21 protein-coding genes are annotated in these 23,008 nt (G+C 58.6%); 17 read left to right on the forward strand and 4 right to left on the reverse strand.

Going from position 1 to position 23,008, the window contains the following annotated elements; genetic code table 11:
• Positions 1-67 precede the first annotated feature (67 nt).
• From phnL to phnP, 5 genes are read left to right on the forward strand one after another with little or no spacing between them, the layout of a single operon-like run.
• Entirely contained in the window at positions 68-748 is a 681-nt protein-coding gene (phnL, locus tag ABR39_RS02020) for a phosphonate C-P lyase system protein PhnL (RefSeq protein ID WP_047345562.1), read from the forward strand.
• The gene (phnM, locus tag ABR39_RS02025) at positions 745-1,881 is read left to right on the forward strand and encodes an alpha-D-ribose 1-methylphosphonate 5-triphosphate diphosphatase (RefSeq protein WP_047345563.1); all 1,137 of its coding nucleotides are present in this window, start codon (positions 745-747) and stop codon (positions 1,879-1,881) included. Before phnL ends, phnM begins: the two co-directional genes overlap by 4 nt.
• The gene (gene phnN, locus ABR39_RS02030) at positions 1,878-2,429 is read left to right on the forward strand and encodes a ribose 1,5-bisphosphokinase (RefSeq protein ID WP_123156762.1); all 552 of its coding nucleotides are present in this window, start codon (positions 1,878-1,880) and stop codon (positions 2,427-2,429) included. The genes phnM and phnN overlap by 4 nt, the downstream gene beginning before the upstream one ends.
• Positions 2,422-2,856: an aminoalkylphosphonate N-acetyltransferase gene (gene phnO, locus ABR39_RS02035; RefSeq protein ID WP_047345565.1), complete on the forward strand. Its 435-nt coding sequence runs from the start codon at positions 2,422-2,424 to the stop codon at positions 2,854-2,856. Before phnN ends, phnO begins: the two co-directional genes overlap by 8 nt.
• 9 nt (positions 2,857-2,865) lie before the next feature.
• Complete coding sequence (gene phnP / locus ABR39_RS02040) at positions 2,866-3,624, forward strand: phosphonate metabolism protein PhnP (RefSeq protein WP_047345566.1); 759 nt, start codon at positions 2,866-2,868, stop codon at positions 3,622-3,624.
• 52 nt (positions 3,625-3,676) lie between these two features.
• Here phnP and yjdP read toward each other — a convergent pair whose 3' ends face one another.
• Together yjdP and ABR39_RS02050 are read right to left on the reverse strand one after the other, a co-directional pair.
• Complete coding sequence (gene yjdP / locus ABR39_RS02045; RefSeq protein ID WP_047345567.1) at positions 3,677-4,003, reverse strand: DDRRRQL repeat protein YjdP; 327 nt, start codon at positions 4,001-4,003, stop codon at positions 3,677-3,679.
• A 69-nt stretch (positions 4,004-4,072) separates the two neighbouring features.
• Positions 4,073-6,352 carry a hybrid sensor histidine kinase/response regulator gene (locus tag ABR39_RS02050; RefSeq protein ID WP_047345568.1) on the reverse strand — a complete coding sequence of 760 codons (2,280 nt, stop codon included), beginning with the start codon at positions 6,350-6,352 and terminating at the stop codon, positions 4,073-4,075.
• Between the two features lie 181 nt (positions 6,353-6,533).
• Between ABR39_RS02050 and ABR39_RS02055 the strand changes: the two genes are divergently transcribed.
• The 6 genes from ABR39_RS02055 (at position 6,534) to ABR39_RS02080 (ending at position 12,704) form a co-directional block, all read left to right on the forward strand.
• Entirely contained in the window at positions 6,534-8,054 is a 1,521-nt protein-coding gene (locus ABR39_RS02055; protein ID WP_047345569.1) for a sugar ABC transporter ATP-binding protein, read from the forward strand.
• Positions 8,051-9,046, forward strand: a complete 996-nt coding sequence (locus ABR39_RS02060) for an ABC transporter permease subunit (protein WP_047345570.1) — start codon at positions 8,051-8,053, stop codon at positions 9,044-9,046. Before ABR39_RS02055 ends, ABR39_RS02060 begins: the two co-directional genes overlap by 4 nt.
• A 32-nt stretch (positions 9,047-9,078) precedes the next feature.
• Positions 9,079-10,020 carry an ABC transporter substrate-binding protein gene (locus tag ABR39_RS02065; protein WP_021242935.1) on the forward strand — a complete coding sequence of 314 codons (942 nt, stop codon included), beginning with the start codon at positions 9,079-9,081 and terminating at the stop codon, positions 10,018-10,020.
• 122 nt (positions 10,021-10,142) lie between these two features.
• Entirely contained in the window at positions 10,143-10,829 is a 687-nt protein-coding gene (locus tag ABR39_RS02070; protein ID WP_047345571.1) for a D-lyxose/D-mannose family sugar isomerase, read from the forward strand.
• A 10-nt stretch (positions 10,830-10,839) separates the two neighbouring features.
• Positions 10,840-11,700 carry a ketose 1,6-bisphosphate aldolase gene (locus ABR39_RS02075; protein ID WP_047345572.1) on the forward strand — a complete coding sequence of 287 codons (861 nt, stop codon included), beginning with the start codon at positions 10,840-10,842 and terminating at the stop codon, positions 11,698-11,700.
• Positions 11,700-12,704: a carbohydrate kinase family protein gene (locus ABR39_RS02080; protein ID WP_047345573.1), complete on the forward strand. Its 1,005-nt coding sequence runs from the start codon at positions 11,700-11,702 to the stop codon at positions 12,702-12,704. The genes ABR39_RS02075 and ABR39_RS02080 overlap by 1 nt, the downstream gene beginning before the upstream one ends.
• Here the strand turns inward: ABR39_RS02080 and ABR39_RS02085 are convergent.
• Entirely contained in the window at positions 12,701-13,432 is a 732-nt protein-coding gene (locus tag ABR39_RS02085) for a response regulator (protein WP_047345574.1), read from the reverse strand. The two genes, ABR39_RS02080 and ABR39_RS02085, sit on opposite strands and share 4 nt — an antisense overlap.
• Positions 13,433-13,688: 256 nt before the next feature.
• Between ABR39_RS02085 and fdhF the strand changes: the two genes are divergently transcribed.
• The 3 genes from fdhF to ABR39_RS02105 all read left to right on the forward strand — a co-directional run bounded on the left by fdhF (position 13,689) and on the right by ABR39_RS02105 (position 17,106).
• Positions 13,689-15,836: a formate dehydrogenase subunit alpha gene (fdhF, locus tag ABR39_RS02095; RefSeq protein WP_082132614.1), complete on the forward strand. Its 2,148-nt coding sequence runs from the start codon at positions 13,689-13,691 to the stop codon at positions 15,834-15,836.
• 321 nt (positions 15,837-16,157) lie between these two features.
• Positions 16,158-16,310: a Hok/Gef family protein gene (locus ABR39_RS02100; protein WP_047345576.1), complete on the forward strand. Its 153-nt coding sequence runs from the start codon at positions 16,158-16,160 to the stop codon at positions 16,308-16,310.
• A gap of 121 nt (positions 16,311-16,431) precedes the next feature.
• Entirely contained in the window at positions 16,432-17,106 is a 675-nt protein-coding gene (locus ABR39_RS02105) for a tetratricopeptide repeat protein (protein ID WP_047345577.1), read from the forward strand.
• Between the two features lie 81 nt (positions 17,107-17,187).
• Here the strand turns inward: ABR39_RS02105 and gltP are convergent, their stop codons facing one another.
• Positions 17,188-18,501: a glutamate/aspartate:proton symporter GltP gene (gltP, locus tag ABR39_RS02110; protein ID WP_024906735.1), complete on the reverse strand. Its 1,314-nt coding sequence runs from the start codon at positions 18,499-18,501 to the stop codon at positions 17,188-17,190.
• Between the two features lie 423 nt (positions 18,502-18,924).
• Here gltP and acs point away from each other — a divergent pair, with 423 nt between their 5' ends.
• From acs to actP, 3 genes are all read left to right on the forward strand, one after another.
• Positions 18,925-20,883, forward strand: coding sequence for an acetate--CoA ligase (gene acs, locus ABR39_RS02115; RefSeq protein ID WP_047345578.1), 1,959 nt, complete (start codon positions 18,925-18,927; stop codon positions 20,881-20,883).
• Between the two features lie 134 nt (positions 20,884-21,017).
• Entirely contained in the window at positions 21,018-21,332 is a 315-nt protein-coding gene (locus ABR39_RS02120) for a DUF485 domain-containing protein (protein ID WP_047345579.1), read from the forward strand.
• On the forward strand, positions 21,329-22,978 hold the full coding sequence (gene actP, locus ABR39_RS02125) for a cation/acetate symporter ActP (RefSeq protein WP_047345580.1): 1,650 nt from the start codon (positions 21,329-21,331) through the stop codon (positions 22,976-22,978). The genes ABR39_RS02120 and actP overlap by 4 nt, the downstream gene beginning before the upstream one ends.
• The last annotated feature ends 30 nt before the right edge of the window (positions 22,979-23,008 follow it).

Genomic DNA, 23,008 nt, shown 5'->3' on the forward strand with positions numbered 1-23,008 from the left:
CGAACACCGCACCTGTAGGCCGGGTAAGGCGAAGCCGCCACCCGGCAAAACGAATCGCGAGGCCAACATGATCCACGTACAAAACGTAAGTAAAACCTTCGTGCTCCACCAGCAAAACGGCGTGCGCCTGCCGGTGCTGCAAAATGCCTCTCTGGAGGTCAACAGCGGCGAATGCGTGGTGCTGCACGGCCACTCCGGTAGCGGGAAATCCACCCTGCTGCGCTCCCTGTATGCCAACTACCTGCCCGACGAAGGCCATATCCATATTCGCCACAACGATGAGTGGGTCGACCTGGTTCAGGCTCCCGCGCGTAAGGTGCTGGACGTGCGCCGCTCGACGATCGGCTGGGTGAGCCAGTTTCTGCGGGTGATCCCGCGGATCTCCGCCCTGGACGTGGTCATGCAGCCGCTGCTGGATCTCGGCGTACCGCGTGAAGCCTGCGCCACCAAAGCCGCCAGCCTGCTGACGCATCTCAACGTGCCCGGGCGCCTGTGGCACCTTGCCCCGTCGACCTTTTCCGGCGGCGAGCAGCAGCGCGTCAACATCGCCCGCGGCTTTATCGTCGACTACCCGATATTGCTTCTGGATGAACCCACCGCCTCGCTCGACGATAAAAACAGCGCCGCCGTGGTAGAGCTGATCGAGCAGGCCAAAGCGCGCGGCGCGGCGATCGTCGGGATCTTCCACGACGAAAGCGTTCGCACCCGCGTCGCAGACAGATTGCACCCGATGGGGACAAACGCATGATTATCAACAACGTCAAGCTGGTGCTGGAAAACGAAGTCGTCGACGGTTCGGTTGAAATCCAGGACGGCGTCATCCGCGCGTTTGCCGAAACCCAGAGCCGTGCCACGGAAGCGATGGACGGTGAAGGCGGCTGGCTGCTGCCGGGGCTGATTGAGCTGCATACCGACAATCTCGATAAATTTTTCACGCCCCGCCCGAAGGTGGACTGGCCCGCGCATTCAGCCATGAGCAGCCACGACGCGCTGATGGTCGCCAGCGGCATTACCACCGTGCTGGACGCGGTGGCGATTGGCGACGTGCGCGACGGCGGCGATCGGCTGGAAAACCTGGAGAAGATGATCAACGCCGTGGAAGAGACGCAAAAACGCGGCCTCAACCGCGCCGAGCACCGTCTGCACCTGCGCTGCGAACTGCCGCACTACACGACCCTCCCGCTGTTTGAAAAACTGGTCGGCCGCGAGCCGGTCTCGCTGGTCTCCCTGATGGACCACTCACCTGGGCAGCGTCAGTTCGCCAATATTGAGAAGTATCGCGAATACTATCAGGGCAAATATTCTCTCAGCGACGCGGAGATGGCGCGCTATGAAGAGGAGCAGCTTCAGCTTGCGGCGCGGTGGTCACAGCCGAACCGTCTCGCGATTGCCGCGATGTGCCGGGAGCGCAACATCGCGCTGGCCAGCCATGACGACGCCACGCACGCTCATGTGCTCGAATCCCACCAGCTTGGCAGCGCGATCGCCGAATTTCCCACCACATTTGAAGCGGCTGAAGCTTCCCGTAAACACGGCATGAACGTCCTGATGGGCGCGCCAAATATCGTGCGCGGCGGCTCACACTCCGGCAACGTGGCGGCAAGCACGCTCGCCTCGCTTGGCCTGCTGGATATTCTCTCGTCCGACTACTACCCCGCCAGCCTGCTGGATGCGGCGTTCCGGGTGGCGGACGACGAAGGCAACAGCTTTACGCTGCCGCAGGCGATTCGCCTGGTGACAAAAAACCCGGCCACCGCGCTCAATCTTCACGATCGCGGGGAAATCGCCGAAGGTAAACGCGCGGATCTGGTGCTCGCCCACCGCAAGGGCGAACACGTTCATATCGACCACGTCTGGCGTCAGGGAAAAAGGGTGTTCTGATGGGAAGACTCATCTGGTTAATGGGGCCGTCCGGCTCCGGTAAGGACAGCCTGCTGTCCGCCTTACGACAGCGGGAACACCCGCAGCTTCTGGTGGCGCACCGCTATATTACCCGCTCGGCCAACGCCGGAAGTGAAAACCATATCGCCCTGAGCGAGCAGGAGTTTTTCACCCGCGCCGGGCAAAACCTGCTGGCGCTGAGCTGGCACGCCAACGGCTACTACTACGGGATCGGCATTGAGATCGACCTGTGGCTGCATGCGGGCTTCGACGTGCTGGTCAACGGCTCGCGCGCGCATCTTCCTCAGGCGCGCGCCCGCTACGAGGCGGCCCTGCTGCCGGTCTGCCTGCAGGTTTCACCGGACGTTCTGCGCAGCCGCCTGCTGAGCCGGGGGCGTGAGTCAGCCCGAGAGATAGACCAGCGGCTCGAGCGTGCGGCCCGCTATACCCCTTCAGACTGTCACATCCTCAATAACGACGGAAGTTTGCTACAGTCAGTCGATACCTTTTTATCGCTTATCCGTCAGAAGGAGAACCAGCATGCCTGACTGCACGCTTCGCCCCGCCACCGCGGACGATGCGCAAACCGTTTACGCGTTAATCTGCGAGTTAAAGCAGGCCGAGTTCGATCGCCAGGCGTTTCACGCGGGGTATCTTGCCAACCTGCAGGATCGCAACATGCGCTACCAGCTTGCAGAGATGAACGGGCAGGCCATCGGTATGATCGGCCTGCACTTGCAGTTTCATCTCCATCACGCGCGCTGGATCGGTGAGATCCAGGAGCTGGTGGTGATGCCGCAGGCGCGCGGGTTAAAGATAGGAAGCCAGCTGCTGGCCTGGGCGGAAGGGGTGGCACGAGAGGCTGGCGCAGAGATGACCGAACTTTCCACCAGCGTGAAGCGCACCGACGCGCACCGTTTTTACGTTCGTGAAGGATATACGCAGAGCCATTTCCGATTCACCAAACCGCTGTAGAGGTGCGTTATGAGTCTGACCATCACGCTGACAGGAACCGGGGGCGCCCAGCTGGTGCCGGTCTTTGGCTGCGACTGCGCGGCGTGTCGCCGGGCGCGCCTGCAGGATAACTATCGCCGTCGCCCGTGCAGCGCGGTGGTTAAATTCAACGATGCCGTCACCCTGCTGGATGCCGGCATCCTGCACCTGATGGACGACTGGCCCGCCGGCAGCTTCCAGCAGTTTTTGCTCACCCATTACCATATGGATCACGTTCAGGGGCTGTTTCCCCTGCGCTGGGGCGTGGGCGCGACCATTCCGGTCTATGGTCCACCGGATGACGCGGGCTGTGACGACCTGTTCAAACACCCGGGGATTCTCGATTTCAGCCACACGGTCGAACCGTTTGTGATGTTTGAACTTCAGGGCCTGCGGGTCACGCCGCTGCCGCTCAACCATTCGAAACTGACCTTCGGGTATTTGCTGGAATCGGCCCACAGCCGGGTGGCCTGGCTTTCCGACACCGCCGGGCTGCCGGAAAAGACGGTGAAGTTTCTGCTCAACAACCAGCCGCAGACCATCATCATCGACTGCAGTCATGAACCGCGCGACGAGACGCCGCGAAACCATTGCGACTTAAATACCGTGATTGCGCTAAACGAGGTGATTGGCTGCCCGCAGGTGATCCTGACCCACATCAGCCATCAGTTTGACGCGTGGATGATGGATAACCCGCTGCCGGAGGGGATTGAGGCGGGGTATGACGGGAGGGTGCTGGTGCTGGATTAGGTTTTCTCCCTCTCCCGTGGGAGAGGGTTGGGGTGAGGGCAACAGGCCGTACTTAACCGCGATCGTAATCGTCTTCTAACCTGCGCTCATCCTCTTCTAACCGACGGCGATCGTCATCTAACTGGCGCTGACGCTCGTCCAGACGGCGGCGTCTGTCTTCGAGCTGCCGACGACGATCGTCGTACTGTCGGCTGTCGATTTGACGGCTGCGGTCATAACGATCGTCATCGTCATCGCTGCTGCGGCTGCTGCTGGGGTTATAGGCATCGTTGATCGCCTGCTGAATGTTGCCAATAGCATCATCAACAATATCGGCATGAGCCAGCTGGCTGGTGAGTGATAGCAGACCAAATAACAGAGCAGTTGAGTAACGTTTCATAAGGCCAGACTCGCAGGTGAACTGGCCTTACGATAATGAACGGCGGGGAACCGGGGTAGCGGAGGAATCTCAAATTACCATCACCTTCCGCAGCGCCTGCGCCAGCTGTACCCGCGTAAACGGCTTACGCAGTAACTGAACGTCCGGCAGCTGCGGGTTGTGCGTGGGGCGTAAATCCTGACCGCTGATCAGCAGCACCGGAAGCTGCGGATAATGGCTGCGCACATGGTTAATCACCTCGGCCCCGCTCAGGCTTCCGGGCAACATCAGGTCGCTGATAAACATGCCAATATCCGGCGACGCCGCCAGCATGCTCAGCGCCTGCTCGCCGTTCTCTGCTTCCAGCGTCAGGTAGCCAAGCTGGTGCAGCTGCTCGCACAGGGTCTGACGAACATCGGCTTCATCTTCCAGCACCAGTACCAGCCGCTCGTTATCGATGGAGGCGGCAGCAGACTGCGTTTCATCAACTGCAGCGGCGGGCAGCGTCGAGCGCGGGAGGTGAAGCCGCACGGTCGTCCCCTGCCCCGGCGCGCTTTCGATCTCCACGCGGCCGCCGGACTGACGCACAAAACCGTAGACCATCGACAGGCCCAGCCCGCTTCCGCTCCCGGTCTGTTTGGTGGTAAAGAACGGTTCAAAGACGCGGGATTTCACCTCCTGAGACATCCCGCTGCCGCGGTCAATGACTTCCAGCGCCACCATATCCTGTCGGCGTCCATCGCTGCGGGTGACGCGCTGGTTCCAGGTGCGGATTTTTATCACCCCGCTTTGTCCTTCCATTGCATCGCGGGCGTTCATCACCAGGTTGATGATGGCATTTTCCAGCTGGCTGACGTCTATCCAGGCGGGCCACGCCGGGGATTGCGCTTCAATCTCCAGGGTCAGGGTGGCAGGCAAAGAGTGGCGCATCAGCTCCCGGAGGTTCTCCAGCAGCGGAAGCATGTCTACCGCATGCGGCGTCAGGGATTGCTTACGGGAAAACGCCAGCAGGCGCTGCGTCAGTAAGGCGCCACGCTCAGCGGCCTTCAGCGCCCGGGTGATTCGCGGCGCGTCTTTTGATTCAGGATCGGTAAGCTCAAGGCTGCCGATGATCACCGCCAGCAGGTTATTAAAATCATGCGCCAGCCCGCCCGTCAGCTGTCCGACGGCCTTCATTTTCTGGCTGTGCAGGAGCGCCTCTTCCAGCCCCTGCCGCTCGATGCGGTCGATCTCCATCTGCGTGGTTTTCTCTTTCAGCAGGCGCGTGGTGTGCTCAAGCGAGGCGGTATTGCGGGCAAACACGTTAAACGCGCGCGCCAGCTCGCCCAGCTCATCGCGCCGCTGCAGGGCGGGGACGGAGACATCCTGTTCACCGTGAGCAAGGCGCGACATCGCCCGGGAAATCGCCGTCAGGTTGGAGGCCAGATTGCGGTAGATATACCAGCAGGCGCACCCGGTGATGATCAGCGCCAGCGCGGCGAAGATGGTGATAAACACGCTGATGGATTGCAGTTCGTGATGGCTCTGGGCCGTGCGAAGCCGGGAGGCCTGCGCCACCTGCTCAACGTACTGATTGATATCGCCGTTGAGGATCGCCACCAGCGCCTTGATGTGGAACATATACCAGCTTATCGCCAGATCGCTCTCTTCCAGCTGCCTCGACAGCGGGGCGAGCTTGCCTAACTCGGCATTAAAATCAGGCAGAACCCCCTTAACAACCGGCTGTACGGCACTCCGGGGCAGCGCTGCGGTCACCGCGTCCAGCTGCTGAACGGTCGCGCGCGGCGAAGGGGTGTCGATGGCGGCAGCGATCAGCCGGTCCATCTCCATCAGCTGCCGCGCGTCCGGAACATTGCTGCCATAGCGGCGGTTAATATCCTGCAGATGCCGCAGGTAGCTCTGGCTTTGGTACAGCGAGCTTAGCAGCGCGTTACGCTCCAGATGGCGTCGCTGTCCGCGCTCAAGCATCTCCGTCACGCTCTGCTGCAGCTCATGACTACGCTGAATAATCCGCGCCACCAGCGCCGGCTCCTGCTGCGCCAGCGGCGCATCGGCAAGCTGCTCCAGCGAGTGGCGCAGCGCCATTTGCGTCTGCTTCAGCCTCTCGGCTTCGCCTTTGTACTCCAGCGCCCCGACGACCTGCGAGAGCCGCACCGCCGCCGTCGCCACGCTGGCGGTATCGCGGGCCAGGTTCATGCTGCCGGTCATGTCATCCAGCGTCTGCTGCTGCACCTGCTCCTGGATTTGGCTGGCATGACGAAAGCCGAGCACCGCCACGCCGCTTACCATCAGCGTAACGGCGACCACCAGCAGATTGAAAATCAGCAGGCGGCCTCGGGCGCTGGCGAAGAACGGAGGGCGTGATGGCATGGGTTTGGGCTCCTCTGCGGTTTGGTGCCCTCACCCTGACCCTCTCCCACAGGGAGAGGGAAAAGAGAAATGTGACGGCGATTAGCTATTCATAACTATGACAAATATGAACAGCTTCTGACATTTTGCATTTACGTACCTGTGATGAAGTGCAGATATCGACATTCACAGGAGATCCGCCATGAGCAGAACCCCCGTATTAGAGATGCGCAGCATTGCCAAGACGTTTGGTAATTTCCACGCGCTCAAGGGTGTGGATTTGACGGTTTTCCCCGGTGAGATCCACGCGCTGATGGGAGAAAACGGCGCGGGAAAAAGCACGCTGATGAAAATCCTCGCGGGGGCCTATACCGCCACCAGCGGCGAGATCCTGATCGACGGTCAGCCGTTTCACATTAAAGGGCCGAAAGATGCGCTGGCCGCAGGCATTACCCTGATTTATCAGGAGATGCAGCTCGCGCCCAATCTGACCGTTGCCGAGAATATCTTTCTTGGCAGCGAGCTGTCGCGCGGCGGGATGGTCCAGCGTAAAGAGATGGCCGCCCAGGCGCAGGCGGTGATTGACCGTCTCGGTGCCCAGTTCAGCGCCACCGATCTGGTGTTGAAGCTGACCATCGCCGAGCAGCAGCAGGTGGAAATTGCCCGCGCGCTGCACCGCAACAGCCGCATTCTGGTGATGGATGAACCCACCGCCGCCCTCTCCTCGCGGGAAACGCACCGCCTGTTCGAACTGATTTTGCGCCTGCGCGACGAAGGGATGGCGATTATCTACATCAGCCACCGCATGGCGGAAGTGTATGAACTCTCTGACCGCGTCAGCGTTCTGCGCGACGGGCAGTACGTCGGCAGCCTGACGCGCGACAAGCTGAACGCCTCCGAGCTGGTGCGCATGATGGTGGGCCGCCCCCTGAGCGACCTGTTCAACAAAGAGCGTGATATCCCCCTCGGCAGCCCGCGTCTTAACGTGCACCACCTCACCGACGGTAAAAAAGTTCAGCCCTGCAGCCTGCAGGTACGTTCCGGCGAAATCGTCGGGCTGGCGGGCCTGGTTGGTGCCGGACGTTCCGAGCTGGCACAGCTGATCTTTGGCGTGCGCAAAGCCACGGGCGGCATGATTGAGGTGGACGGCGAGCCGGTGGTGATTCACTCGCCGCGCGCCGCCATTGATAACGGCATCGGTTTTCTTACCGAGAACCGTAAGGAGCAGGGGCTGTTCCTGGAGCTGGCGGCGCAGGAAAACATCACCATGGCGACGCTGGAGCGCGACGCCACCTTCGGCATGCTAAACCGCAAAAAGGCCCAGTCCATTTCCGATGACGCGATTGCCCTGCTCAACATCCGCGTGCCGCATTCTCAGGTGCGCGCGGGCGGGCTTTCAGGCGGCAACCAGCAAAAGCTGCTTATCTCCCGCTGGGTGGCCATCGGCCCGCGCATTCTGATTCTGGACGAACCGACGCGCGGCGTGGACGTCGGCGCGAAAAGCGAGATCTACCGCATCATGAACCAGATGGCGCGCAAAGGGGTGGCGATTTTGATGATCTCCAGCGAGCTGCCGGAAGTGGTGGGCATGAGCGACCGGGTGTACGTGATGCGGGAAGGCAGCATCGCGGGTGAACTGCACGGGCGCGACATCTCTCAGGAAAACATTATGACGCTGGCAACCGGCGTGAACGACACTCATCATCAGGCGGTGCAATCATGACAACTCCTACCCATCCGCAGCAGGTGGCGAAATCCGCCTCCGCAAAAAAAATGCTGATGAGCGATCTGATGCAAACGGTCGGCATTCTGCCGATTCTGATCCTGATTGTGGCGGTATTTGGCTTTATCGCGCCCAATTTCTTCACCGAGAGCAACCTGCTCAACATTACCCGTCAGGCGTCGATCAACATCGTGCTGGCGGCGGGAATGACCTTCATTATCTTAACCGGCGGGATTGACCTCTCCGTAGGCTCGATTCTGGGCACCACGGCGGTGGCGGCGATGGTGGTGTCGCTGATCCCGGAATTCGCCATGCTCTCCATTCCCGCCGCGCTGATGCTCGGCATGGTGCTGGGCCTGTTCAACGGCGCGCTGGTGGCGTTTGCCGGGCTGCCGCCGTTTATCGTGACGCTCGGCACCTATACGGCGCTGCGCGGCGCGGCGTATCTGCTGGCCGACGGCACGACGGTCATTAACTCCAACATCAACTTTGAGTGGATCGGCAATAACTACCTCGGCCCGATTCCTTGGCTGGTGGTGATCGCCCTGGCGGTCATTGCTATCTGCTGGTTCATCCTGCGCCGCACCACGCTTGGCGTTCACATTTACGCGGTGGGCGGCAACATGCAGGCGGCGCGCTTAACCGGCATCAAGGTCTGGCTGGTGCTGCTGTTTGTCTACGGCATGAGCGGCCTGCTCTCGGGCCTCGGCGGCGTTATGAGCGCCTCACGCCTCTACAGCGCCAACGGCAATCTCGGCATGGGCTATGAGCTTGACGCGATTGCGGCGGTGATCCTCGGCGGGACCAGCTTCGTTGGCGGGATCGGCACGATCACCGGCACGCTGGTCGGTGCCCTGATCATCGCTACCCTCAACAACGGCATGACGCTGTTGGGCGTCTCCTACTTCTGGCAACTGGTGATCAAAGGGGCGGTGATCATCATTGCGGTGCTGATCGACAAATACCGTACCCGACACCATCAAAGTGCATAACAACAACACCCTACAGCTTCGAGGAAAACCATATGCGTTTGAAACCCTTAGTGACCGCGCTCTGTGCTGGCGCGCTGCTTGCCGCAACGCCGTTTGCGCAGGCGAAAGATCTGAAATCCATCGGCGTGACGGTGGGTGACCTGGCTAACCCATTCTTCGTGCAGATCACCAAAGGCGCCGAGCTGGAAGCGCGCAAGCTGGCGGGCGATAACGTCAAAGTGACGCTGGTCTCCAGCGGGTACGATCTGGGCCAGCAGGTGGCGCAGATCGACAACTTTATTGCCGCAAAAGTAGACATGATCATCCTCAACGCCGCGGATTCCAAAGGGATCGGCCCGGCGGTGAAGCGCGCGAAGGACGCCGGGATCGTAGTCGTTGCGGTTGACGTGGCGGCAGAAGGGGCTGATGCCACCATCACCTCCGATAACACCCAGGCGGGCGAAATGGCCTGTAAGTACATTACCGACCGCCTGAAAGGCAAAGGCAATGTGGTGATCATCAACGGACCGCCGGTCTCTGCGGTGCAGAACCGCGTCGAAGGTTGCCAGACGGAATTCAAAAAACACCCGGATATCAAGGTGCTCTCGGATAACCAAAACGCCAAGGGCAGCCGCGAGGGCGGCCTGGAAGTGATGACCTCCCTGCTGGCGGCGAATCCGAAGATCGACGGCGTATTCGCCATTAACGATCCGACCGCGATCGGTGCCGATCTGGCGGCGAAACAGGCGCAGCGCAACGAGTTCTTTATCGTCGGCGTGGATGGATCTCCGGACGGTGAAGAAGCCCTGAAGCGCGAAAACTCCCTGTTTGTGGCAACCCCGGCGCAAGATCCGCAGGTCATGGCAGCAAAAGCGGTGGAGATCGGCTATGACATATTACAGGGCAAACCGGCACCGAAAGCGCCTGTGCTGATCCCGGTGACGATGATCGATAAAAAGAACGTCGGCACGTATAAGGGGTGGACGGTTAAGTAACCTCGTTGCGGCCTGATGCCCTCACCCTAACCCTCTCCCACGGGGAGAGGGAACTTATTCCCCCTCTCCCTTGAGGGAGAGGGCCGGGGTGAGGGGGTGGCATAAAACTCAAGGAGTCCCCCATGAAACGCTCCGACATCAACGAAATCCTCGGCCACACGCGGCAGTTTTTTTCCATGCACGACGTCCATCTCCCGCCGTTTGCCAGCTTTCCGCCAACGAAATGGCAGCAGCTTGACCAGGCCGCATGGCAGGAAGTGTTCGACCTCAAGCTCGGCTGGGACGTGACGGCGTTCGGCGGCAACAGCTTTGCCGCCGAGGGTCTGACGCTGTTTACCCTGCGCAACGGCTCGCCGAACGGCATGCCGTATGAAAAGTGCTATGCCGAAAAAATCATGCACGTGCGGGACGGCCAGGTCACGCCGATGCATTTTCACTGGCGTAAACGGGAGGACATCATCAACCGGGGCGGCGGGAATCTGATTGTTGAATTGTGGAATGCCGGTGCGCATGAAGAAACCGAAAACACGGATGTGACGGTCACCGTCGACGGCTGCCGTCAAACCCACGCGCCCGGCAGCCAGCTGCGCCTGCTACCCGGGGAAAGCATCTGCCTCCCCCCAGGTCTTTACCACAGCTTCTGGGGCGAACGCGGCTTCGGCGACGTGCTGGTCGGGGAAGTGTCGTCGGTCAATGATGATGAACACGACAACCACTTTTTGCAGCCCGTCGCCCGCTATAACAACATCGAAGAAGACGAGCCGGCGCTGCTGGTGCTGTGCAACGAGTACAACCTGTTTCGGATATAAGGGGTGAATAATGCCGCTGATTTCGCTTGCCGACGGTCTTGAGCACGCCAGGACGCATCGCTATGCGCTGGGCGCGTTTAACGTGCTCGACTCCCATTTCCTGCGCGCGCTATTCGCCGCCGCAAAGCAGGAACGCTCGCCGTTTATCATCAACATCGCCGAAGTGCATTTTAAGTACGTGTCTCTGGATTCTCTTGTCGAGGCGGTTAAGTTCGAAGCCGCTCGTCACGACATTCCCGTGGTGCTTAACCTCGACCACGGGCTGCATTTTGAAGCCGTCGTACGCGCCCTGCGCTTAGGGTTCAGCTCCGTGATGTTCGATGGCTCAACCCTGAGTTACGAGGAGAACATTCGCCAGACGCGGGAAGTGGTGAAGATGTGCCACGCCGTTGGCGTGTCGGTAGAAGCCGAGCTTGGCGCAGTCGGTGGCGATGAAGGCGGTGCGCTTTACGGGCATGCGGATGAAGCCTTCTTCACCGACCCGCAGCGGGCACGCGAATTTGTCGATTCAACCGGCATTGACGCGCTGGCGGTAGCCATCGGCAACGCGCACGGTAAATACAGGGGCGAGCCGAAACTCGATTTCCCGCGCCTGGACGCCATTCGCCAGCAGACGGGGCTACCGCTGGTTTTACACGGCGGCTCCGGCATTAGCGATGCCGATTTTCGCCGCGCCATCGAGCTGGGCATTCATAAAATCAATTTTTATACCGGGATGTCGCAGGCCGCGCTTGCCGCCGTCGAGCAGCGCATGGCAAACCGCCAGCCGCTCTATGACGAGTTTGCCGAGCTGCTGCTGGGGATAGAAGAGGCGATTACCGACACGGTCGCCGAACAGATGCGCATCTTCGGCAGCGCGGGGCAGGCATAATGAATCGTAAGGGCATCATCGCCGCAGGCAATATGCTGGTGGATCACGTGCATCAGATCGTGCAGTGGCCGGAGCGCGGCTGGCTGGCGGAAATCACCCACAGCGAACGCTCCACCGGCGGCGCGCCGCTCAACGTCCTGCTGACGCTGGCAAAAATGCACGTTGGCCTGCCGCTGCAGGCGGTGGGGCTGATTGGCGAAGATGGCGACGGAGATTACATCCTGGCGATGCTCGACCAGTACCACGTCAACCGCCAGCGCGTGCAGCGCACCACCTTTGCCCCGACTTCCATGTCGCAGGTCATGACCGATCCCAGCGGACAGCGCACCTTCTTCCACTCGCCGGGCGCCAACCGCCTGCTGGATCTTCCCGCCTTCGATCGCTTAGACGAATCGATGAAGATCTTCCATCTCGGCTACCTGCTACTGCTCGACAGCCTGGATATGCCCGATGACGAGTTCGGCACCCGCAGCGCGCGGCTGCTGGCGCAGATGCGCGACCAGGGGTATGAAACCTCGCTCGACCTGGTGTCCCGCAAGGGCGACCCGCGCTACCAGCCGCTGGTGCTCCCTGCCCTGCGCCATCTCGACTATCTGGTGATTAACGAGCTGGAAGCCGGCGAGTTTAGCGGCCTGACAATGCGTGACGAAAACGACGCCCCGCACATCGCCCATATCGCAGAAGCCGCGGCGCAGCTGCTGGCCGCCGGCGTTCGCCAGCGGGTGGTGATCCACTGTCCTGAAGGGGCATGGGGAGAAGCACGCGGTGAAGAAGGTCGCTGGATCCCGTCATGGATGCTGGAACAGGAAGAGATTATCGGCAGCGTCGGCGCGGGTGATGCTTTCTGTGCAGGTTTTTTATATGGCTGCCATGAATCGCTGCCGCTTGCGGAGAGTATTTATCTGGCACACGCCTGCGCGCGGGCTAGCCTGCTGGCCGCCAATGCGATCGACGGCGCGAAAACGCTGGCCGAGCTGCAGCTGTTTATCAAAGAGAATACTTAGGCCGCTTTCTCGCTATGGGATACATCGGTGGCAAACACGTAACCCAGCCCACGAATGGTTTTGATGAGGGCTGGCTGGTGCGGGTTAGCCTCGATCTTCCGGCGCAGGCGCATGATCAACACGTCGATAGTGCGATCGAACACCTCGGCGCTTTCGCTGTGGGTCAGCTCAAGTAGCCGATCGCGGCTCAGCACCCGGCGGGCATTTTGCGTGAGCGCCAGCAGCAAGCCGTACTCGCCCTGGGTTAAGGGCACGGTATTCCGCTGCGGATCGCTCAGCTCGCAGCGGGTGGTATCGAGCGTCCATCCGTTAAAAGCAATGCCCGCCACGGGCGCTGCCGGGACTTCTGCGGCAAGCACGCCCGTCCGGCGCAGTACCGCTTTCACGCGGGCGACCACCACGCGCGGGTTGAACGGTTTGCCAATATAATCGTCGGCCCCCATCTCCAGCCCTACCACCACGTCTGACTCACTGCCCAGCCCGGTTAACATCACAACCGGTAGCGCCGGGCGCTGCTTTTGCAGCTGCAGCAGAACCTGCAGGCCGTTGATATCCGGCAGCATCATATCCAGCAGGACAAGCGCGATATCTGGCTCCTGCTGTACCCGGCGCAGCGCATCCTGGCCGTTATGGCAGACAAGCACGCTAAAGACGTGCTCGCTCAGCACGTCCTGAAGCAGTTCGCAGACTGCCGTATCGTCATCTACCACCAGAATCGCCGGTTTCATCATATGCTTCCGTCAGGGGATTATGTTAAGTCTGAACCATTCTGCCGTCGGCTCCAGTCAAATAGGTTTTTCAGTGACGGAAATTCAACCCATGTCACATCCGCTGCCCTGTCGACACGTCAATTTTGACGATTCGCTGCTTTTGGTCAGCGTTTTCACCGCAAATGGGCCGTAAAGTCTACGCATACCCACACTAAAAACATGGCATAGAAGCTGCATAGTGGGTGCGAACGATTCGATTAACTGGAGCAGACTGATGAAAAAAGTCGTCACGGTTTGCCCTTATTGTGCCTCAGGTTGCAAGATCCACCTGGTGGTCGATAACGGCAAAATCGTCCGGGCGGAGGCCGCACAGGGGAAAACCAACCAGGGTACGCTATGCCTGAAAGGTTACTACGGCTGGGATTTTATTAACGATACCCAAATCCTCACCCCGCGCCTGAAAACCCCAATGATCCGCCGCGAGCGCGGCGGCAAGCTTGAAGCCGTCAGCTGGAACGAGGCGCTCGATTACGTCGCCACGCGCCTTAGCGCCATCAAGGCCAAGTATGGCCCGGATGCGATTCAGACCACCGGCTCTTCACGCGGGACGGGGAATGAAACTAACTATGTGATGCAAAAATTCGCGCGCGCCGTTATTGGTACCAATAACGTCGACTGCTGCGCTCGCGTCTGACACGGCCCATCGGTTGCAGGTCTGCACCAGTCGGTCGGTAACGGCGCAATGAGTAATGCCATCAACGAAATAGACAACACCGATCTGGTGTTTATTTTCGGCTATAACCCGGCGGATTCTCACCCTATCGTCGCGAACCACGTTATTCGCGCTAAGCAGAACGGGGCGAAAATCATCGTCTGCGATCCGCGAAAAATCGAAACCGCGCGCATTGCGGACATGCATATTGCATTGAAAAACGGCTCGAACATCGCGCTGTTGAACGCAATGGGGCACGTCATTATTGAGGAGAACCTGTACGACCAGGCGTTCGTCGCCACCCGTACGGAAGGCTTTGAAGAGTATCGGAAAATTGTCGAAGGCTATACGCCAGAGTCCGTCGAAGCGATAACCGGCGTTAGCGCGCAGGAGATCCGTCAGGCGGCGCGGATGTATGCGGCCGCGAAAACCGCCGCCATCCTGTGGGGCATGGGCGTGACCCAGTTCTATCAGGGCGTGGAAACGGTGCGCTCTCTGACGAGTCTCGCGATGCTGACCGGCAATCTGGGCAAGGCGCACGTTGGTGTGAACCCGGTACGCGGTCAGAATAACGTTCAGGGTGCCTGCGATATGGGCGCGCTGCCGGATACCTATCCGGGCTATCAGTACGTCAAGTTCCCGGAAAATCGCGAGAAATTCGCGAAGGCCTGGGGCGTAGATAGCCTGCCGGAGCATACCGGGTACCGCATCAGCGAGCTGCCGCACCGCGCGGCGCACGGCGAAGTGCGTGCGGCCTACATCATGGGTGAAGACCCGCTTCAGACCGACGCCGAGCTGTCTGCGGTGCGCAAAGGGTTTGAGGATCTGGAGCTGGTGATTGTCCAGGATATCTTTATGACCAAAACCGCGGCGGCGGCGGATGTGATTTTACCGTCGACCTCCTGGGGCGAGCATGAAGGTGTCTACACGGCGGCAGACCGCGGCTTCCAGCGCTTCTTTAAGGCGGTTGAACCGAAGTGGGATCTGAAAACGGACTGGCAGATCATTAGTGAAATCGCCACCCGTATGGGTTACCCGATGCACTACAACAACACCCAGGAAATCTGGGACGAGTTGCGTCACCTGTGTCCGGACTTCACCGGCGCGACCTATGAAAAAATGGGTGAGCTGGGGTACATCCAGTGGCCATGTCGGGATGAGTCAGAGACCGACCAGGGAACGTCGTATCTCTTTAAAGAGAAATTCGACACCCCGAATGGGCTGGCGCAGTTCTTCACCTGCGACTGGGTCGCCCCCATCGATAAACTCACCGATGAGTATCCGATGGTGCTCTCCACCGTACGCGAGGTGGGCCACTACTCCTGCCGCTCGATGACCGGCAACTGTGCCGCGCTGGCGGCGCTGGCGGATGAGCCCGGCTATGCGCAAATCAACACCGCCGACGCGGAACGCCTTGGTATTGAGGACGAAGCGCTGGTGTGGGTGAACTCGCGCAAAGGGCGGATCATCACCCGCGCCCAGGTCAGCGACCGACCCAACAAAGGGGCGGTCTACATGACCTACCAGTGGTGGATTGGCGCCTGCAACGAACTGGTGACGGAGAACTTAAGCCCGATAACTAAAACGCCGGAGTATAAATACTGCGCCGTACGCGTGGAGCCGATTGCGGATCAGCAGGCGGCGGAACAGTACGTGATCGACGAATATAACAAGCTGAAAGCCCGACTGCGCGAAAGCGCAATGGGTTGAAGCCGTTAATTCATCATTGAATAAAGGGAGTGAAATATTCACTCCCTTTTTATTTCCGCTTAATTCATTAAATATATCAATTATTATTCTGGAAAGCGGCTCGCAGAAATAATGTAATTTTCACGAAAAAGAATTACATCTTTGCATTTTGATTCAGAGAGATAAGATGTGCGGCGGGTGCTTAAGACTTTCTGTCTTGAGCATTGTTGAGGGACAGAAAGTGGAAAGCCCCGGGAAATTTGCATTCACCCGAGGCTACCCCTCAACTACCAACAGGTTGAGAGTAGCCTCTTATTCTTTTTTACACAAGGAGTAAAAGGCATGACGCCATTAAAAACTGCGTTAGGCATCGTCTTTATTATTTGCCTGACGATAGTGATCTTTACCTTTATTACTCGCGGCAGGCTCTGCGAGTTTTCAATAAAGAGTGAACATCAGGAGGTGGCGGCAAAATTAGCCTGTAAAGCAGGCTAACCTCTGCGGGCGGAACGACAGTTCCGCCCGGCTTGTAGGATGCTGAGGTCTTAATGCACCCATTTTTTTCTTTTGCTACCGCGATTATACTGCGCGGCGTGTACCCAGATGATAAGAATCCATGAAACCCATTTTTCTGTTGTTGTTATTTTTAACCTCGTTCGCTCGCGCGGATGAGATAGGCAGCCAGTACCAGAAACAGGCAGAAGCCGGCGATGCTCGTGCCCAGTATTATCTTGCCGATACGTACTTCAGCTCTGGCGACAGCAAGCAGGCGGCCCTGTGGGCTGAAAAAGCGGCAAAAGGTGGTGATGTCGATGCCATGGGGCTGCTCTCACAAATTCTCTTTACGCAGGGCGACTATCCTCAGGCTAAAGCGCTGGCGCAGCAGGCGACCATCGCGGGCAGCAAACGCGGCACCATTATGCTGGCGCGGATTTTGGTGAACACGCAGGCGGGTAAAACTGACTATCCCCAGGCCATCAAGCTGCTGCAGACGGCTACCGAAGATATCGATAACGACTCTGCGGTCGATGCGCAAATGCTGCTGGGCCTGATTTATGCCAACGGTGTAGAAGTGGCCCAGGACGACGCCCTGGCGGCATCGTGGTTTAAGCGCAGTTCGTCTCTTTCACGCACCGGCTACGCGGAATACTGGGCAGGTATGCTGTTCCAGCAGGGTGAGAAAGGGTTTATCACGCCCAATAAACAGAAAGCGCTGTACTGGTTGAACCTGAGCTGTACCGAAGGGTTTGATACGGGATGTGAAGAGTTTGATGCGTTGAGCGGCGAGTAACATGTCGGGTGGCGGCTTCGCCTTACCCGACCTACAAGACCCGTAGGCCCGGTAAGCGCAGCGCCACCGGGCTTTATTACATTACTGGTCGGCCGTCTTATCAAAACGACCCAGCACCTCGCGTTCATACGCCAGCGCTTTTTTGCGATCGAATTTGTGTTCCCACTTGGCGATAACCAGCACCGCCAGGGCATTACCCACCACGTTCAGCGCCGTACGCGCCATGTCGAGGATACGATCCACGCCGGCGATAAACGCCAAGCCTTCCAGCGGAATACCGACGCTGCCCAGCGTCGCCAGCAGCACCACGAACGAGACGCCCGGCACGCCTGCGATACCTTTGGACGTCACCATCAGCGTCAGTACCAGCACGATCTCCTGCCACAGCGACAGGTCAATGCCGTACAGCTGTGCAATAAAGATAGCGGCGATACTCTGGTACAGCGTCGAACCATCCAGGTTAAAGGAGTAGCCGGTGGGCACCACGAAGCTGGTAATAGAAGCAGGCGCGCCATAAGCCTCCATCTTCTCAATAATGCGCGGCAGCACGCTCTCGGAGCTTGCCGTGGAGTAGGCCAGAATCAGCTCGTCCTTGAGGATACGGATCAGGATCCAGATACTCAGCCCGCACAGGCGCGCCACAATACCCAGCACCACCAGCGCAAAGAACAGGATGGCGAAGTGTACCAGGATCACCAGCTTCGCCAGCGGCCACAGGGAGGCAAAACCGAAGTTGGCCACGGTGACGGCAATAAGCGCGAACACCCCGACCGGTGCGTAACGCATCACCATGTGGGTCACTTTAAACATGGTTTCGGAGATAGAGCGGAACACGGTCACCAGCGGTTCGCGGTGCGTCGCAGGCAGCGAAGAGAGTCCCAGACCGAACAGCACCGAGAAGAAGATGATAGGCAACATCTCGCCCTTCGCCATCGAGGCCACAATGTTGGTCGGTACCAGCGACAGGATCGTGCCCATCAGGCCGTGCGCATGGCTCTGCACGTCAGCGGTCGTACTTTGGTATTTCGAAATATCCACCGTTGCCAGCTGCGACATATCAATCCCGGAACCCGGCTGGAACACGTTCGCCAGCGTGATACCGAGGATGATGGCAACCGTAGTGATCACTTCGAAATAGATAATGGTTTTCGCACCAATACGTCCTAACTGCTTCGCATCGCCGACGCCCGCAATACCGACCACCAGCGTCGAGATCACAATCGGCACCACGATCATCTTGATCAGATGAATAAAGATATCCCCTGCCGGTGAGAGCAGATTCGCAATCAGCCATTCGCGGCTGTCGCTGTGATAGTGGAGGTAACTGCCCAGCAGGATGCCCAGCACAAGGGCGATTAAGATCTGCCAGGCAAGGCTCACTTTAACGTTTTTCATAGAAACTGACTTCCTCAATGAAGCGCCTTATTCATCAAAAATGCATGAATATGGGGACATACTGAAAGGGTATGAATTGTGTTGCGTTGGTTTATGGGATTTTTTAACGCGGCGTATGAGTATCATTTGCGCGGCCTGTTGCGCAAGCCTTAAAGAACGACGCATTTCACTCGAAAAAGCGGGGATGACGGGAGTTTGTCCTAATTCTGATAAATAACCTTTTGTTATAAAAAAGCTTTTTTAAACATAAATGTGAATAATCGTCAGCATAAATTATTTTCCTTCAAAGTTTCATTCGCTCATTTTTCAACCTATTCAAACAATGCGTGATCTGTAGCCCAAATAATAAACAAAGCTTGTAAAGCCCCTACAATTAACGTTTTAGTGACATATTATTAACATCTTACAAGGAGAAAAAAAGCCATGAGCCAAATACACAAACATGACATTCCCGCAAATATTGCGGACCGTTGCCTGATCAACCCGGAGCAGTACCACGAGAAATATCACCAGTCTATCAACGCTCCGGATACCTTCTGGGGTGAGCAGGGCCATATCCTTGACTGGATCAAACCTTATCAGAAGGTGAAGAACACCTCCTTTGCGCCCGGTAACGTCTCCATTAAATGGTATGAAGACGGCACGCTGAACCTGGCGGCGAACTGCCTTGACCGTCACCTTGCAGAGCGCGGGAATGAGACGGCCATCATCTGGGAAGGCGATGATGCCTCGCAGAGCAAACATATTACGTATAAAGAACTGCACCGCGACGTGTGCCGCTTCGCCAATGTCCTGCTGGAAAGAGGCATTAAAAAAGGCGATGTAGTCGCTATCTATATGCCGATGGTGCCGGAAGCGGCGGTGGCCATGCTGGCCTGCGCGCGTATTGGCGCGATCCACTCCGTTATCTTTGGCGGTTTCTCACCCGAAGCGGTTGCAGGGCGTATTGTTGATTCAAGTTCAAAACTGGTGATCACCGCCGATGAAGGCGTGCGTGCAGGACGCGGTATCCCACTGAAGAAAAACGTCGACGAAGCGCTGAAAAACCCGAACGTCAACACGGTCAGCAACGTTATCGTCCTTAAGCGTACCGGCGGCAAAATCGACTGGAACGAGGGGCGCGATCTGTGGTGGAGCGACCTGATCGAGAACGCGAGCGACCAGCACCAGCCGGAAGAGATGAACGCGGAAGATCCGCTGTTCATTCTTTATACCTCCGGTTCGACCGGCAAGCCGAAAGGCGTGCTGCACACCACCGGCGGTTATCTGGTCTATGCGGCAACCACCTTCAAATACGTCTTTGACTACCATCCGGGCGACATCTACTGGTGTACCGCCGACGTGGGCTGGGTGACCGGGCACAGCTACCTGCTGTACGGCCCGCTGGCCTGTGGCGCAACGACGCTGATGTTTGAGGGCGTTCCAAACTGGCCGACCCCGGCGCGGATGTGTCAGGTGGTCGACAAACATCAGGTCAATATTCTCTACACCGCCCCAACGGCGATCCGCGCATTAATGGCGGAAGGCGATAAAGCTATCGAAGGCACTGACCGCTCTTCGTTGCGCATCCTCGGTTCCGTCGGCGAGCCGATCAACCCGGAAGCCTGGGAGTGGTACTGGAAAAAAATCGGTAACGAGAAATGCCCGGTGATGGACACCTGGTGGCAGACCGAAACCGGCGGCTTTATGATCACCCCGATGCCGGGCGCCACGCAGCTGAAAGCAGGCTCGGCAACCCGTCCGTTCTTCGGCGTGCAGCCTGCGCTGGTGGATAACGAAGGTAACCCGCTGGAAGGGGCCACCGAAGGCAACCTGGTGATCACAGACTCCTGGCCGGGCCAGGCGCGTACCCTGTTCGGCGACCACGATCGCTTCGAACAGACCTACTTCTCGACCTTTAAAAACATGTACTTCAGCGGCGACGGCGCGCGTCGTGACGAAGATGGCTATTACTGGATAACCGGGCGCGTGGACGACGTGCTGAACGTCTCCGGCCACCGTCTGGGCACGGCTGAGATTGAATCAGCCCTCGTGTCGCATCCGAAGATTGCCGAGGCCGCCGTGGTGGGCATTCCGCACAACATCAAAGGCCAGGCGATTTACGCGTACGTCACCCTGAACCACGGAGAAGAACCGTCGCCGGAGCTGTACACCGAAGTGCGCAACTGGGTGCGTAAAGAGATTGGCCCGCTTGCCACGCCGGACGTGCTGCACTGGACTGATTCGCTGCCGAAGACCCGCTCCGGCAAAATCATGCGTCGTATCTTGCGCAAAATCGCGGCCGGAGACACCAGCAATCTCGGTGATACCTCAACGCTCGCGGATCCTGGCGTGGTGGACAAACTGCTCGAAGAGAAGCAGGCCATCGCAATGCCTTCATGATTTTTTCTCCCTCTCCCCGTGGGAGAGGGCCGGGGTGAGGGCATCAGACCGCACCTTCCTCCCCTCACCCTAACCCTCTCCCCATAAGGGAGAGGGGATAAAACAAACCAACCTTACCTCTGGAGATTTCTGTGATGAATAACGATATTTGTCAGCAGATAGAGAATAGTGCGCACTACAGGGAGCTCGTCGATAAACGGCAACGGTTTGCCTTCTTACTATCCATCATCATGCTGATTATCTACGTCGGCTTTATTATGCTGATCGCCTTTGCCCCACACTGGCTGGGCACCCCGCTGCACGCGGGTACCAGCGTGACGCGCGGTATTCCCATCGGCATTGGCGTGATTGTCATTTCATTTGTGCTGACCGGCGTTTACGTCTGGCGCGCGAACGGTGAATTCGATCGTCTTAATAAAGCGGTACTGCAAGAGGTAAAAGCGTCATGAAGCGAGTCCTGACGGCGCTAGCCGCCACACTTCCGTTTGCCGCCAGCGCGGCGGATGCCATTACCGGCGAAGTACAGCGCCAGCCAACCAACTGGCAGGCGATTGTGATGTTCCTGATTTTCGTCCTGCTGACGCTGTACATCACCTACTGGGCGTCGAAACGCGTGCGCTCCCGTAACGATTACTACACCGCAGGCGGCAACATTACCGGTTTCCAGAACGGGCTGGCGATTGCGGGTGACTTTATGTCCGCGGCCTCGTTCCTCGGGATTTCTGCGCTGGTGTACACCTCCGGCTATGACGGTCTGATCTACTCCCTCGGCTTCCTCGTCGGCTGGCCGATCATTCTGTTCCTGATCGCTGAGCGCTTGCGCAACCTGGGGCGCTATACCTTCGCAGACGTGGCCTCGTACCGTCTGAAGCAGGGGCCGATTCGCACCCTCTCCGCCTGCGGTTCGCTGGTGGTGGTGGCGTTGTACCTGATTGCGCAGATGGTCGGCGCGGGTAAATTGATCGAACTGCTGTTTGGCCTGAACTACCACATCGCGGTAGTGCTGGTTGGCGTGCTGATGGTGATGTACGTCCTGTTCGGCGGCATGCTGGCGACCACCTGGGTGCAGATCATCAAAGCGGTATTGCTGCTGTTCGGCGCCAGCTTTATGGCCTTTATGGTGATGAAGCACGTCGGGTTCAGCTTCAATAACCTGTTTACCGAGGCGATGGCGGTCCATCCGAAAGGGGAAGCCATCATGAGCCCGGGCGGGCTGGTGAAAGACCCGATATCGGCCCTTTCGCTCGGCCTGGGACTGATGTTCGGTACCGCAGGTTTACCGCACATTCTGATGCGCTTCTTCACCGTGAGCGACGCGCGTGAAGCGCGTAAGAGCGTCTTCTACGCCACCGGGTTCATGGGTTACTTCTACATCCTGACCTTTATTATCGGCTTTGGCGCCATCATGCTGGTGGGCGCGAATCCGGCGTTTAAAGATGCCGCGGGGGCGCTGATTGGCGGTAATAACATGGCGGCGGTGCACCTGGCTGACGCGGTGGGCGGTAACCTCTTCCTCGGCTTTATCTCTGCCGTGGCCTTCGCCACCATTCTCGCGGTGGTTGCAGGGCTGACGCTGGCGGGTGCGTCTGCGGTGTCGCACGACCTCTACGCCAACGTGATCCGTAAAGGAGCAAGCGAGCGTGATGAGCTGAAAGTCTCGAAAATCACCGTGCTGGTGCTGGGCGTGGTCGCCATTCTGCTGGGTATTTTGTTCGAGAAGCAGAACATCGCGTTTATGGTGGGGCTGGCCTTCTCGATTGCCGCAAGCTGTAACTTCCCAATCATCCTGCTCTCCATGTACTGGTCAAAACTGACCACCCGTGGGGCGATGATTGGCGGCTGGCTGGGGCTGCTGACGGCGGTGATCCTGATGATTCTGGGTCCGACCATCTGGGTGCAGATCCTCGGTCACGCCAGCGCCATCTTCCCGTACGAATACCCGGCGCTGTTCTCTATCGCCGTGGCGTTCATCGGTATCTGGTTCTTCTCGGCGACCGACAACTCGCCGGAGGGTAACCTGGAGCGCGAGAAATTCCGCGCCCAGTTTATTCGTTCACAAACCGGTCTCGGCGTTGAGCAGGGCCGCGCGCACTAAGCCTTTCTCCCCGGTCATTCTGGCCGGGGA

Source organism: Enterobacter genomosp. O, assembly GCF_001022965.1.
Lineage (GTDB): Bacteria > Pseudomonadota > Gammaproteobacteria > Enterobacterales > Enterobacteriaceae > Enterobacter > Enterobacter cloacae_L.

What these genes read in the sequence shown, in the direction of transcription:
- phnM (WP_047345563.1), top strand. Translation starts at nt 745, where the DNA reads ATGATTATCAACAACGTCAAGCTGGTGCTGGAAAACGAAGTCGTCGAC.
- actP (WP_047345580.1), top strand. Translation starts at nt 21,329, where the DNA reads ATGAAGCGAGTCCTGACGGCGCTAGCCGCCACACTTCCGTTTGCCGCC.
- ABR39_RS02065 (WP_021242935.1), top strand. Translation starts at nt 9,079, where the DNA reads ATGCGTTTGAAACCCTTAGTGACCGCGCTCTGTGCTGGCGCGCTGCTT.
- phnP (WP_047345566.1), top strand. Translation starts at nt 2,866, where the DNA reads ATGAGTCTGACCATCACGCTGACAGGAACCGGGGGCGCCCAGCTGGTG.
- ABR39_RS02120 (WP_047345579.1), top strand. Translation starts at nt 21,018, where the DNA reads ATGAATAACGATATTTGTCAGCAGATAGAGAATAGTGCGCACTACAGG.
- ABR39_RS02080 (WP_047345573.1), top strand. Translation starts at nt 11,700, where the DNA reads ATGAATCGTAAGGGCATCATCGCCGCAGGCAATATGCTGGTGGATCAC.
- phnO (WP_047345565.1), top strand. Translation starts at nt 2,422, where the DNA reads ATGCCTGACTGCACGCTTCGCCCCGCCACCGCGGACGATGCGCAAACC.
- yjdP (WP_047345567.1), bottom strand. Translation starts at nt 4,003, where the DNA reads ATGAAACGTTACTCAACTGCTCTGTTATTTGGTCTGCTATCACTCACC.
- ABR39_RS02050 (WP_047345568.1), bottom strand. Translation starts at nt 6,352, where the DNA reads ATGCCATCACGCCCTCCGTTCTTCGCCAGCGCCCGAGGCCGCCTGCTG.
- gltP (WP_024906735.1), bottom strand. Translation starts at nt 18,501, where the DNA reads ATGAAAAACGTTAAAGTGAGCCTTGCCTGGCAGATCTTAATCGCCCTT.
- ABR39_RS02105 (WP_047345577.1), top strand. Translation starts at nt 16,432, where the DNA reads ATGAAACCCATTTTTCTGTTGTTGTTATTTTTAACCTCGTTCGCTCGC.
- ABR39_RS02055 (WP_047345569.1), top strand. Translation starts at nt 6,534, where the DNA reads ATGAGCAGAACCCCCGTATTAGAGATGCGCAGCATTGCCAAGACGTTT.
- acs (WP_047345578.1), top strand. Translation starts at nt 18,925, where the DNA reads ATGAGCCAAATACACAAACATGACATTCCCGCAAATATTGCGGACCGT.
- ABR39_RS02100 (WP_047345576.1), top strand. Translation starts at nt 16,158, where the DNA reads ATGACGCCATTAAAAACTGCGTTAGGCATCGTCTTTATTATTTGCCTG.
- ABR39_RS02075 (WP_047345572.1), top strand. Translation starts at nt 10,840, where the DNA reads ATGCCGCTGATTTCGCTTGCCGACGGTCTTGAGCACGCCAGGACGCAT.
- ABR39_RS02070 (WP_047345571.1), top strand. Translation starts at nt 10,143, where the DNA reads ATGAAACGCTCCGACATCAACGAAATCCTCGGCCACACGCGGCAGTTT.
- phnL (WP_047345562.1), top strand. Translation starts at nt 68, where the DNA reads ATGATCCACGTACAAAACGTAAGTAAAACCTTCGTGCTCCACCAGCAA.
- ABR39_RS02085 (WP_047345574.1), bottom strand. Translation starts at nt 13,432, where the DNA reads ATGAAACCGGCGATTCTGGTGGTAGATGACGATACGGCAGTCTGCGAA.
- ABR39_RS02060 (WP_047345570.1), top strand. Translation starts at nt 8,051, where the DNA reads ATGACAACTCCTACCCATCCGCAGCAGGTGGCGAAATCCGCCTCCGCA.